Genomic DNA, 11,740 nt, shown 5'->3' with positions numbered 1-11,740 from the left:
GTCGCTGCAATCGTCCGCCGCCGCGCCGCATGCGCCATCCGCGCCGCCCAGCCGGGCGGCCGCCGCGCGCCAGGCGCCCGCCGCGACGCGTCAACCCGGCGAGAAGCCGCTGGCCTCGCCGGCGGTGCGCAAGCGCGCCTGGGACCTGGGCATCGAGCTGCGCTATGTGCACGGCAGCGGCCCGGCCGGCCGCGTCATGCACGAGGACCTGGACGCCTACCTGCAAGGGCAGGGCGGCGGCAGCGCCGCGCGCGGCCCGGCCTATGCCGAGCGCAATGACGAAGAGCAGGTGCCCGTGATCGGCCTGCGCCGCAAGATCGCGCAGAAGATGGCCGAGTCCAAGCGCCGCATTCCGCACTTCAGCTACGTGGAGGAAATCGACGTCACCGAGCTCGAGGACCTGCGCGTCAGCCTGAACGCGAAGTTCGGCGAGTCGCGCGGCAAGCTGACGCTGCTGCCGCTGCTGGCGCGCGCCATGGTGATCGCGCTGCGCGACTTCCCGCAGATCAACGCCCGCTATGACGACGAGGCCGGCCAGGTGACGCGCTACGGCGCCGTGCACATCGGCATCGCCACGCAGAGCGACGGCGGCCTGATGGTGCCGGTGATGCGCCACGCCGAAACCCGCGACCTGTGGTCGATGGCGGCCGAGATCGGCCGGCTGGCGCAGGCGGTGCGGTCCGGCGGCGCCGGGCGCGACGAGCTGTCCGGCTCGACCATCACCATCACCAGCCTGGGCCCGCTGGGCGGCATCGTCACCACGCCGGTCATCAACCATCCCGAGGTCGGCATCGTGGGCGTGAACCGCATCGTCGAGCGGCCCGCCTTCCGCAATGGCGCCGTGGTGGCGCGCAAGCTGATGAACCTGTCGTCCTCGTTCGACCACCGCGTGGTCGACGGCATGGACGCGGCCCGCTTCATCCAGGCCGTGCGCGCGCTGCTGGAACAACCCGCGCTGCTTTTCGTGGAGTAAGCATGAGCCAGACTACCAAGACGACAACCCTGCTGGTGATCGGCGGCGGGCCCGGCGGCTATGTGGCCGCGATCCGCGCCGGGCAACTGGGCGTGCCCACCATCCTGGTCGAGGGCGACCGGCTGGGCGGCACCTGCCTGAACATCGGCTGCATTCCGTCCAAGGCGCTGATCCACGCGGCCGAGGAATTCGACAAGGCGCGCCATTACGCCGGCCAGTCGGCGCTGGGCATCTCGGTGTCGGCGCCCGCCATCGACATCGGCCGCACCGTGGCCTGGAAGGACGGCATCGTCGGCAAGCTGACCGGCGGCGTCGGCGCGCTGCTCAAGAAGAACGGCGTGCAGGTGGTGCAGGGCTGGGCCAGCCTGCTGGACGGCAAGACCGTCGAGGTCGAGAGCGCCGACGGCAGCCGCCAGCGCATCCAGTGCGAGCACCTGCTGCTGGCGGCCGGCTCCGAGCCGACGCCGCTGCCGTCGGTGCCGTTCGGCGGCATGGTGGTGTCCTCGACCGAGGCGCTGTCGCCGGCCGACATCCCGAAGAAGCTGGTGGTGGTGGGCGGCGGCTACATCGGCCTGGAGCTGGGCACGGTGTACCGCAAGCTGGGCGCCGAGGTGGCCGTGGTCGAGGCGCAGGACCGCATCCTGCCGACCTACGACGCGGAACTCACCAAACCGGTGGCCGCGGCCCTTGCCAAGCTGGGCGTCGAGCTGCACCTGGGCCGCAAGGTGCTGGGGCTGAACGGCGCCGGCACCGCGGTGCGGATCCAGGACGCCAGCGGCGCCGAGACCGCGCTGCCCGCCGACCGGGTGCTGATCGCCGTCGGCCGGCGTCCGCGCACGCAGGGCTGGGGCCTGGAAAACCTGCAGCTGGACCGCAAGGGCAACGCGCTGCGCATCGACGACCAGTGCCGCACCTCCATGCGCGACGTCTGGGCCATCGGCGACATCGCCGGCGAGCCGATGCTGGCGCACCGCGCCATGGCGCAGGGCGAGATGGTGGCCGAGCTGGTGGCGGGCAAGCGCCGCCACTTCCAGCCGGCCGCGATCCCGGCGGTGTGCTTCACCGATCCGGAAGTCGTGGTGGCCGGGCTGTCGCCGGCCGAGGCCGAAGCGGCCGGGCTGGACTGCCTGGCGGCGTCGTTCCCGTTCGCCGCCAACGGCCGTGCGATGACGCTGGAGTCCACCGACGGTTTCGTGCGGGTGGTGGCGCGCCGCGACAACCACCTGATCGTGGGCTGGCAGGCGGTGGGCCGGGGCGTGTCGGAACTGTCGACGGCGTTCGGCCAGTCGCTCGAAATGGGCGCGACGCTGGAGGACGTGGCGGGCACGATCCATGCCCACCCGACCCTGGGCGAAGCGGTGCAGGAAGCCGCGCTCAAGGCGCTGGGGCACGCGCTGCACATCTGATCCGCTACGGAGGATCCGAAGCCGCGGTGGCGGGCATTATGCCCGCCACCGCGGTTTTTTTTGCCGCCGGGCCGCCCCAAGGAAAAAACGCCCCCTTGGGGGGCAGCGACCCGCGCAGCGGCGGAGCGTGGGGGCTATTTTTGCCGCCGGGCCGCCCCAAGGCAAAAACGCCCCCTTGGGGGGGGGGCAGCGACCCGCGTAGCGGCGGAGCGTGGGGGCTATTTTTGCCGCCGGGCCGCCCCAAGGCAAAAACGCCCCCTTGGGGGGTAGCGACCCGCGTAGCGGCGGAGCGTGGGGGCTATTTTTGCCGCCGGGCCGCCCCAAGGAAAAAAGGTCCGCTAGCGGCGCGCGTCGATGTAGGGCCGCGCCTGCAGGATGATGATCTTGTCGCCGACCACCGCCCATTCGATGTCCTGGTCGACCTTGCCCAGGCGCTGCTTGACCTGCCGGCCGACGGCGGCCAGCCGTGCCACCAGCGCGTCGTTCAGCACCTGGCGCGCGTCCGGCGCGATCGGCACTTCGCGCACGCCGCCGGCGACGTCGGCCACCAACTGCGTGTCCTCGGCCGAGCGGCTCAGCACCTGCACCGCCTTGGACCAGCTCGAATACATCACCTGCTCGGCCTGGCGCTTGCCTTCCACCACCTTGATGCCCAGGCCGCGCTTGGCCGAGATGTAGGTCACGTAGCGGCGGCTGGCGTCGAACGGATCGCGCGTGATCATGACGCCGGAACTGTCGGACGGCGCCGCCAGCTGCACCAGCACGGCCATCACCACCGCGTCCTGGGGAATCCCGGCCGCGCGCCGCGCCTCGTAGGCGTCGAAGTTGTAGACCGAGGCCCACACGGTCTGCACCGCCTTGGCCAGCGCGTCCGGCTGGGTGACGTTGGGCACGGTGGTGTACAGGCCGGCGCCGCTGAAGCCGGGCAGGTCCTCGGAGTTCGATGAACTGCGCACGAACACGCCCGCGCCCTTCAGGCGCGATTGCCACAGCGCGCGCCAGGACTCGGCCTGCGCCGCGTCGGGCGCGGCCTGCATGATGTCCTGGCGCAGGGCCGCCAGTTCCTTGCGCCGCACCTCGGCGTCGGCCATGAAATCGGGGCGCTGCTCCAGCGCCGCCACCCGTTGCGCCACGTTCAGCCGCTGCATGAAGGCGGCGTATTGCGCGAACGGGATGCAGAAGCCGTCGGGCACGCTGGCGGCCGGCGGCAGGGCGGAGCGGAGCGCGCCCAGGTTGGCGGCCTTGACGCCGCAATGGCGGCTGTCGCGCACGGCCAGGGCATCGAGCGGCTTGAGCGCCTGCACCGTCAGGTCCGGCTTGGGCAGCTGCGCGCGCGGCTTGGGCGGCGTCGCCGGCGGTCGGGTGGCGGGCTTGTCGGCGGGTTGCACCCGGTAGTCGTTGCCGCTGACGGTCAGCGTGACCCACTGGCCGTCGTACTGGCGCAGGACGTTGGTGGCGTCGCGCACGTAGGCGTTGGGGATGCCCCAGCCCTTGGCCAGCAGGTTGACGTGCGACAGCAGCGTGGACGGCCGCTGCGTGATCAGGCCGGCCACGGGCGGGATGGCGATCGGCACTTCGTCGAGCACCACGATGTCGTCGCGCTGAAGGTCGGGCGTGGCGTCGACCGAGGCGACGATGCGCAGCCGGCCCTGCGCGGCGCCGGGGTTCAGCGGCAGGAAGGCCTGTTCGCGCAGCAGCGCCTCTTGCGTCACGAAGCGCAGTCCGGCGGTGGCGGCGGCCTGCTCGTGCAGGGTCGAGTTGGTCTTGAAGCGGATCGGGGCGTAGAAGCTCTTGGCGACCACATCGTCGGCCAGCTTCAGCAGTTCGGGCGTGAGGCGGTCGCCTTCCCAGAATTCGTAGGTGTAGCCGGGCAGGTCGCGCTGCCAGCTCAGGGTGCCGAACAGCAGGCGGCGGTCGGGATCCTTGTACTGCGCGGTCAGCACGGCTTTGGCCTTGCCCGGCAGCAGGCGCCGTTCGCGCGCGAAGGTCTCGTGCAGGCCGTAGCGCGGCGTGTCCAGGTAGTAGATGCGGTCGCCGCGCTGACGGTCGATTACGAACAGCACGTGCGGGATTTCCAGCGGCGTGCCGGCGTTGTAGACGCGCGCCAGCTGGCGGAACGCGGCCTCGTTCTCGATCCGGGCCATGAAGGCCGGGCCGCCGCGGCGCGCATCCTCGGCCTTGCGCGCCGCGATTTCCTCGGGCGTCAGCGGGCGGGCCTTGACGGGCTCGATCACGTTTTCGTACGGCGACGGCTTGCGCGCGGTCTGCGCCTGGGCGGCGGGGAGGGCGGCAAGCGCCAGCAGGCAGGCGGCGGTCAGAACGGCCGGACGGGACAGGGGCGACGGGAACCAGGACGCGCGCAGGGCTGGCATGGGGGGAGGGGGCGAGTGGAAAAGCGCCCATCATAGCGAACCTGTCCCCGCCGCTCGTGCGAGATCGGAAACGAGGAATGACACGCCGTGACAGGTAATTTGTTCCGGTAAACGTAGCCCAATTCACTGGCATGCCCAACCAGCGGATACGCTCCGAAAGTCCGTCATGACAGCAGTTGGTGAGGACAACATTTATGTTTTCTTAGACAACTTTATTGTTTAAGCTTGTCTGTAATGCGCACGGCCATGAAATACAGCGAATTCAAAAAATGGCTCGAGCGGCAAGGGGCGGTTTTTGTCGCACATCGTGCCGGAAGCAGTCACTTTCGAGTCACGTTGAACGGCATCACGACGATCTTTCCGTACCGTGGCTCCAGGGAAATGGGTAAGCACCTTGAACATGAAATCAAGAAGCAACTCGGATTGAAATGAGACGGCGGATTCAATGCAGTCGACGGTCATTCCCTGTGCTCTTCACTTTCCACCCAGTCCGGTAACCGGGAGGCTTATATGCTGACCTATCCGTTCACCCTGACGCTTGATTCCAATCGCACCTGGTTCGTCCGATTTCCAGATATTCCGGAAGCGTTGACAGTGGGTGATGATCAGCAAGAGGCTGCGATCAACGCCCGGGAAGCGCTTGAGGCTGCGCTGGAAATCTACTTCGACGCGCGCCGGCCCATTCCCCTGCCGTCGCCCGTGCTGGCGGGGCAGGCGTCGGTGACCTTGCCGGCGCTGATGACCAGCAAAGTGTTCCTGTCCAACGAGATGATCCAGCAAGGGGTGCGCAAGGCGGAGTTGGCTCGCCGCATGGGCGTGCACATGCCACAAGTGGATCGCCTGCTGGATGTGCGGCACGCCTCCCGGATCGATCAGGTCGAGTCGGCGCTGGAGCAGCTTGGACGGCGCTTGGAGGTTTCGCTCGTCTGACGCCCCGTTGGCGCACACGGCGGCGATCCATGAAAAACGGCCCCGGAAATCCGGGGCCGCCTGTTTTCGAGCGAGGGAACCGCGGGCTTACTGCGCCGCCGTTTCCTGCAGCACGCGGCGGGCTTCCTCGGCCACGCGCTCGGGGGCGGTGCCGCCCACGTGCTTGCGCGCGGCGACCGAGCCTTCCAGCGTCAGCACCTGGTGCACGTCGTCGCCGATGGTGGCGTGGTAGGCCTTGAGCTCGTCCAGCGACAGGTCGGCCAGGTCGCAGCCGCGCTGTTCGCAGTCGCGCACGGCGTGGGCCACCACTTCGTGGGCGTCGCGGAACGGCACGCCGCGCTTGACCAGGTAGTCGGCCAGGTCGGTGGCGGTGGCGAAGCCCTGCAGCGCGGCGGCGCGCATGTTGTCGGCCTTGACCTTGATGCCGGCGGCCATGTCGGCGAAGATCGTCAGCGTGTCGCGCACGGTGTCGACGGTGTCGAACAGGCCTTCCTTGTCTTCCTGGTTGTCCTTGTTGTAGGCCAGGGGCTGGCCCTTCATCAGGGTCAGCAGGGCGACCAGGTTGCCGTTGACGCGGCCGGTCTTGCCACGCGCCAGTTCGGGCACGTCGGGGTTCTTTTTCTGCGGCATGATCGAGCTGCCGGTGCAGAAGCGGTCGGCCAGGTCGATGAAGCCGACGCGCGGGCTCATCCACAGCACCAGTTCTTCGGACAGGCGCGAGACGTGCGTCATGATCAGCGCGCCGGCGGCGCAGAACTCGATGGCGAAGTCGCGGTCGGAGACGGCGTCCAGCGAATTGCGGCAGACGCCGTCAAAGCCCAGGGTCTTGGCGACGCGTTCGCGGTCGATCGGGAACGAGGTGCCGGCCAGGGCGGCGGCGCCCAGCGGCAGGCGGTTGACGCGGCGGCGGCAGTCGGCCAGGCGCTCGGCGTCGCGGCCGAACATCTCGGCGTAGGCCAGCAGGTGATGGCCGAAGGTGACGGGCTGGGCCACCTGCAGGTGGGTGAAGCCCGGCATGATGGTGGCGGCGTTGTCCAGCGCCACCGTGGCCAGCGCGTGGCGCAGCTGGCGCAGCAGGTCGATCAGGGTGTCGATTTCGCCGCGCAGCCACAGGCGGATGTCGGTGGCCACCTGGTCGTTGCGCGAACGGCCGGTGTGCAGGCGCTTGCCGGCATCGCCGACCAGCTCGACCAGGCGCTTCTCGATGTTCAGGTGCACGTCTTCGAGGTCGAGCAGCCACTGGAAGCTGCCGGCGTCGATTTCGGACAGGATCTGGGTCATGCCGCGCTGGATGTCGGCCAGGTCCTGGGCGCCGATGATGCCCTGGGCCGCCAGCATGTCGGCGTGCGCCAGCGAACCCTGGATGTCGACGCGCGCCAGGCGCTTGTCGAAGTCCACGGACGCCGTGTAGCGTTTGACGAGTTCGGAAACCGGTTCCGAGAACCGGGCGGACCAGGCCTGCGCCTTGTTGGCGAACTGGTTTTGATCGGGGGAGGGAGTGTTTGCCATGATGGCGGGGATTATAGGGCCTGCCTTGGGCGGCTGACGAATCCTGGCGCCATGGGCGGGATGCCCGCTGTTGCGGCTGGAAACTTGCGGCGGCGCGAGTTGTCGGATAATTCAGGGTCGCATCCGGCGGTTCACCGGGCCCGTCCCGGCGGCGGCCGGCGCGCCGTCCCCCCCCTGCCACCCGAAAGAGAGCACACGACCTATGCCCATGGAATGGGAACAGCTGGCCACCGAACTCGATACCTATATGCCGCACCAGCCGTGGGCGCAGACGCTGGTCGGCATCGGCGTGCTGATCCTGACGGCGCTGTTTGTCCAGTGGGTGGTCGCGCGGGTGGTGCTGCTGCTGGCGCACCGGCTGCTGGTGGTCAGCGGCCACGAGGACTGGGACAAGGCCCTGCAGCGCCGTCGGGCGTACCAGAACCTCTGGTACGCGGTGCCGTTCGCGGTGGTGTCGGTGGGCATCGACCTGGTGCCGCACGTCGAGAAGGCCGCCACGCTGGTGGGGCGGCTGGCCCACGCCGGCGCCTGGATCTGCGTGTTCGTGGCGTTTTCCGGAGTGCTGAGCGCCTGGCAGGACACCTATTCGGCCACCACGCGGGCGCAGACCCGCTCGATCAAGGGCTATATCCAGATCAGCAAGCTGATCCTGATGGCGGTGTGCACCGTGTTGGTGCTGTCGATCCTGATCGACCGCTCGCCGCTGTGGATGATCTCCGGCCTGGGCGCGCTGTCGGCGGTGCTGCTGCTGGTGTTCAAGGACACGCTGCTGTCGCTGGTGGCCAGCACCCAGCTCACCAGCAACGACATGCTGCGCATCGGCGACTGGATCGAGATGCCGCAGTCCAACGCCGACGGCTTCGTCAAGGACATCGCCCTGCACACGGTCAAGGTGCAGAACTGGGACAACACCGTCACCACGGTGCCGACCTACAAGCTGTTCTCGGAAAGCTACCGCAACTACCGCCACATGTTCGAGTCGGGCGGCCGGCGCATCAAGCGCACCCTGCGCATCGACGCCAGCAGCGTGCGCTTCCTGACCGATGACGAGGCCCAGCGCCTGATGCGCTTCCGGTTGCTGCACGACTACCTGCGGGTCAAGACCCAGGATATCGCCCAGGCCAACCAGACCATGGGCGAGCTGGCCAGCGTGCCGGCCAACCGCCGCCGCCTGACCAATATCGGCACCTTCCGCGCCTACGGCCTGGCCTACCTGAAGCAGAACCCCGAGGTGCGCCAGGACATGGCGATGATGGTGCGCATGATGGAACCCACCGCCGACGGCATCCCGGTCGAGGTCTACTGCTTCACGGCCGTCACCGCCTGGGTCGAGTACGAGCGCATCCAGGGCGACATCTTCGATCATCTGCTGGCGATCCTGCCGGAACTGGGCCTGCGCCTGTACCAGCAGCCGTCCGGCGCCGACATCGGCGCCATGGGCAGTTCGCTGCGCGAGGGCGCGCTGCAGGCCGCGCTGGCGGCCGAGGGCGGGCATCACCGGGGCGATCCGGAGCGCCTGGCGCCGCCGTCCGGCGCATGACGCCGTGAGATAATGGCCCGGTTGGATGTCCCGGCCTGAAGCAGGCCCGTTCCGTGCAGTTCCGTATCAAGGCGCCCCAGGCGATGGATCCGATGTCGAACCCGTTTTTCAACCTGTATTCCCACGGCTTCGCCCGGGTCGCCGTGGGCGTGCCCGAATGCCGGGTCGCGGATCCGGCCTTCAACGCCGCGCAGACCATCGCGCTGGCGCAGCAGGCGGCCCAGGGCGGCGCCGTGCTGGTGGCGTTCCCCGAGCTTGGCCTGTCGGCCTACACCTGCGACGACCTGTTCCACCAGAAGGCCCTGCTGGACGCCTGCGAGGCGGCGCTGGACCAGGTGGTGCGCGCTACCGCCGAATTGGACATCGCCGTCGTCGTCGGCGCGCCGTTGCGGGTGGCGCACCAGTTGTACAACTGCGCGGTGGTGGCGGCCGGCGGCCGCATCCTGGGCGTGGTGCCCAAGAGCTACCTGCCCAACTACGGCGAATTCTACGAAGCGCGCCAGTTCAGCGCGGCCGATTGCGCCGTCGCCACCGAGATCCGCCTGCTGGAGCAGACCGTGCCGTTCGGCGCCGAGCTGCTGTTCCAGATGGAAAAGCTGCCGCTGTTCCAGTTCCACGTCGAGATCTGCGAAGACGTCTGGGTGCCGATCCCGCCGTCTTCGTTCGCGGCGCTGGCCGGCGCCACGGTGCTGGTGAACCTGTCGGCCTCGAACATCGTGGTCGGCAAGTCGGCCTACCGCCACCAGCTGGTGGCGCAGCAGTCGGCGCGCTGCCTGGCGGCCTACATGTATACGTCGGCCGGCCGCGGCGAGTCGTCCACCGACCTGGCCTGGGACGGCCAGGCGCTGATCTATGAAAACGGCGAGCTGCTGGGCGAGTCCGAGCGCTTCCTGAACGAATCGCACCTGCTGTTCTCCGACGTGGACCTGGACCGCCTGTCGCGCGAGCGCATGCACCAGACCACCTTCGGCCAGTCGGCGCGACGTCACCGCGACGAAGTGCGCAAGTTCCGCCAGGTGCTGGTGCCGGTCGCGGCGCCGCTGGAGGACGCCGAGCTGCCGCTGGAGCGGCGCGTGCCGCGCTTTCCGTACGTGCCGGCCGACGCCCAGCGCCGCGACGCGCGCTGCAAGGAGGTCTACAACATCCAGGTGCAGGCGCTGGCGCAGCGCCTGTCGGCCAGCGGCATGTCCAAGGTGGTCATCGGCATCTCGGGCGGGCTGGATTCGACCCACGCGCTGCTGGTCTGCGCCCAGGCCATGGACACGCTGGGGCTGCCGCGCGCCAACATCCTGGCCGTGACCATGCCGGGTTTCGCCACCAGCAGCCGCACGCTGCAGCAGGCGCGCCAGCTGATGGCGGTGGTGGGCTGCACGGCTTCCGAGGTCGACATCCGCCCGAGCTGCCTGCAGATGCTCAAGGACCTTGGCCATCCCTATGCCGATGGCAAGCCGGTGTACGACATCACCTTCGAGAACGTGCAGGCCGGCGAGCGCACCAACCACCTGTTCCGCATCGCCAATTTCAACAACGCCATCGTCATCGGCACGGGCGACCTGAGCGAGCTGGCGCTGGGCTGGTGCACTTACGGCGTAGGCGACCACATGTCGCACTACAGCGTCAACGCCAGCGTGCCCAAGACGCTGATCACCCACCTGGTGCGCTGGGTGGCCGAGTCCGGCCGCCTGGGCGAGACCGGCGCGGCGGTGCTGCTGGACGTGCTGGGCACGGACGTCAGCCCCGAGCTGGTGCCGGGCGGCGATGACGGCAAGCCGACCCAGAAAAGCGAAGACACGATCGGCCCCTACGAGCTGCAGGACTTCAACCTGTACTACACGCTGCGCTATGGCTTCGCGCCGACCAAGGTGGCGTTCCTGGCGCTGGCGGCCTGGCGCGACCGCGATGCCGGCGCCTGGCCGGAGGGCGGCCACGTGGCGCGCAACCAGTACGACCTGGCGGCGATCAAGCGCAACCTGAAGATCTTCCTGGACCGGTTCTTCCGCCTCAGCCAGTTCAAGCGCACCTGCGTGCCGAACGCGCCCAAGGTGGGCTCGGGCGGCTCGCTGTCGCCGCGCGGCGACTGGCGCGCGCCGAGCGATTCCGAGTCGGTGGTGTGGATGCGCGACGCCGACCGGATTCCGGATCAGGCGCCGCCGGGCTGAGCCGTATTCGGGTTTTCCCGGCAATGGCGGACGGGCCGGTTGGCCCCCGGCGCCGGTGGTATTCTCTCAATCATTGCGCCTGGGTCCGATAGTGTTCGAGGCCGGGCGCCGCAACAGACCGCACAATCAGGACGACCAACGTGAAACAAGTCACCGCCATCATCAAACCCTTCAAGCTCGACGAAGTCCGCGAGGCGCTGGCCGAGGTCGGCGTCAGCGGGCTGACCGTGACCGAAGTGAAGGGCTTCGGGCGCCAGAAAGGGCATACCGAGCTGTATCGCGGGGCGGAATATGTGGTGGATTTCCTGCCGAAGATCCGCGTCGAGGTGGTGCTGCCGGATGATCAGGTCGAGGCGGCGATCGAGGCGGTGGTGAAGGCGGCTCGGACCGGGAAGATCGGGGATGGCAAGATTTTCGTGACGCCGGTCGAGCAGGCCATCCGGATTCGGACGGGGGAGAGCGACGAAGAGGCGCTTTGAGTTTGCGTTTGAATCGCTTGGGTTGGATGTCGGGGTGGCCGTAAGGGTCGCCCCGAAGTTTTTTGCGGTAGTGGTTTTTTCTTGGGTCGCCCGGCGCGCAGGCGGGACGGATGCGGGCGCCAACGATTGCGGTCCGGAGCGTTCGCTCCGGACTTCCCCGTTGTCATCTTCGTCCAGGCCTGCGGCCTTCCCTTCAGATTCCCTCGGGCGCATCGACGGCGCCCGCATCCGTCCCGCCTGCGCGCCGAGCTGGCGCCTTTGAGAATTGACGCGCTGCTGTGGTGGTGGCTTGCGGGGAGTTTGCGGGGCCCGCAAACTGTGGCCGCGCGGGCGGCCGCAGTTTGCATACGCGGGGGTGGGGCGGCGGGGTGT

9 protein-coding genes are annotated in these 11,740 nt (G+C 68.8%); 7 read left to right on the top strand and 2 right to left on the bottom strand.

Going from position 1 to position 11,740, the window contains the following annotated elements:
* A partial coding sequence (locus tag AOZ49_RS13145; protein ID WP_082380432.1) for a dihydrolipoamide acetyltransferase family protein occupies positions 1-973 on the top strand: 973 nt, incomplete at its 5' end.
* 2 nt (positions 974-975) lie between these two features.
* Positions 976-2,379 (top strand): dihydrolipoyl dehydrogenase, encoded by a 1,404-nt coding sequence (lpdA, locus tag AOZ49_RS13140; RefSeq protein ID WP_024068590.1) that lies wholly within the window; start codon positions 976-978, stop codon positions 2,377-2,379.
* Positions 2,380-2,717: 338 nt separating this feature from the next.
* On the opposite strand, the gene AOZ49_RS13135 is transcribed toward lpdA, so the two are convergent.
* A complete protein-coding gene (locus AOZ49_RS13135; protein WP_054475759.1) occupies positions 2,718-4,751 on the bottom strand; it encodes a PEP/pyruvate-binding domain-containing protein in 2,034 nt (677 codons plus the stop codon).
* Between the two features lie 246 nt (positions 4,752-4,997).
* On the opposite strand from AOZ49_RS13135, the gene AOZ49_RS31760 reads away from it, so the two are divergent.
* Complete coding sequence (locus AOZ49_RS31760; protein WP_082380443.1) at positions 4,998-5,183, top strand: type II toxin-antitoxin system HicA family toxin; 186 nt, start codon at positions 4,998-5,000, stop codon at positions 5,181-5,183.
* A gap of 78 nt (positions 5,184-5,261) precedes the next feature.
* Positions 5,262-5,681, top strand: a complete 420-nt coding sequence (locus AOZ49_RS13130; protein WP_054475757.1) for a type II toxin-antitoxin system HicB family antitoxin — start codon at positions 5,262-5,264, stop codon at positions 5,679-5,681.
* 87 nt (positions 5,682-5,768) lie between these two features.
* On the opposite strand, the gene argH is transcribed toward AOZ49_RS13130, so the two are convergent.
* Complete coding sequence (argH, locus tag AOZ49_RS13125; protein ID WP_054475755.1) at positions 5,769-7,190, bottom strand: argininosuccinate lyase; 1,422 nt, start codon at positions 7,188-7,190, stop codon at positions 5,769-5,771.
* A 208-nt stretch (positions 7,191-7,398) separates the two neighbouring features.
* Here argH and AOZ49_RS13120 point away from each other — a divergent pair, with 208 nt between their 5' ends.
* From AOZ49_RS13120 to AOZ49_RS13110, 3 genes are all read left to right on the top strand, one after another.
* Positions 7,399-8,730, top strand: a complete 1,332-nt coding sequence (locus AOZ49_RS13120) for a mechanosensitive ion channel family protein (protein WP_054432031.1) — start codon at positions 7,399-7,401, stop codon at positions 8,728-8,730.
* A 92-nt stretch (positions 8,731-8,822) separates the two neighbouring features.
* Positions 8,823-10,889 (top strand): NAD(+) synthase, encoded by a 2,067-nt coding sequence (locus AOZ49_RS13115; RefSeq protein ID WP_054475932.1) that lies wholly within the window; start codon positions 8,823-8,825, stop codon positions 10,887-10,889.
* 140 nt (positions 10,890-11,029) lie between these two features.
* Entirely contained in the window at positions 11,030-11,368 is a 339-nt protein-coding gene (locus AOZ49_RS13110; protein ID WP_006386376.1) for a P-II family nitrogen regulator, read from the top strand.
* Positions 11,369-11,740 lie beyond the last annotated feature (372 nt).

Source organism: Achromobacter sp. 2789STDY5608615 (assembly GCF_001298995.1).
In the GTDB taxonomy this organism is placed as follows: domain Bacteria; phylum Pseudomonadota; class Gammaproteobacteria; order Burkholderiales; family Burkholderiaceae_B; genus Achromobacter; species Achromobacter insuavis.
Note: the sequence above shows the minus strand (reverse complement) of the source record. Positions and strands in the feature narration are given on the sequence as shown.

What these genes read in the sequence shown, in the direction of transcription:
- AOZ49_RS31760 (WP_082380443.1), top strand. Translation starts at nt 4,998, where the DNA reads ATGAAATACAGCGAATTCAAAAAATGGCTCGAGCGGCAAGGGGCGGTT.
- AOZ49_RS13120 (WP_054432031.1), top strand. Translation starts at nt 7,399, where the DNA reads ATGGAATGGGAACAGCTGGCCACCGAACTCGATACCTATATGCCGCAC.
- argH (WP_054475755.1), bottom strand. Translation starts at nt 7,190, where the DNA reads ATGGCAAACACTCCCTCCCCCGATCAAAACCAGTTCGCCAACAAGGCG.
- AOZ49_RS13130 (WP_054475757.1), top strand. Translation starts at nt 5,262, where the DNA reads ATGCTGACCTATCCGTTCACCCTGACGCTTGATTCCAATCGCACCTGG.
- AOZ49_RS13115 (WP_054475932.1), top strand. Translation starts at nt 8,823, where the DNA reads ATGTCGAACCCGTTTTTCAACCTGTATTCCCACGGCTTCGCCCGGGTC.
- AOZ49_RS13135 (WP_054475759.1), bottom strand. Translation starts at nt 4,751, where the DNA reads ATGCCAGCCCTGCGCGCGTCCTGGTTCCCGTCGCCCCTGTCCCGTCCG.
- lpdA (WP_024068590.1), top strand. Translation starts at nt 976, where the DNA reads ATGAGCCAGACTACCAAGACGACAACCCTGCTGGTGATCGGCGGCGGG.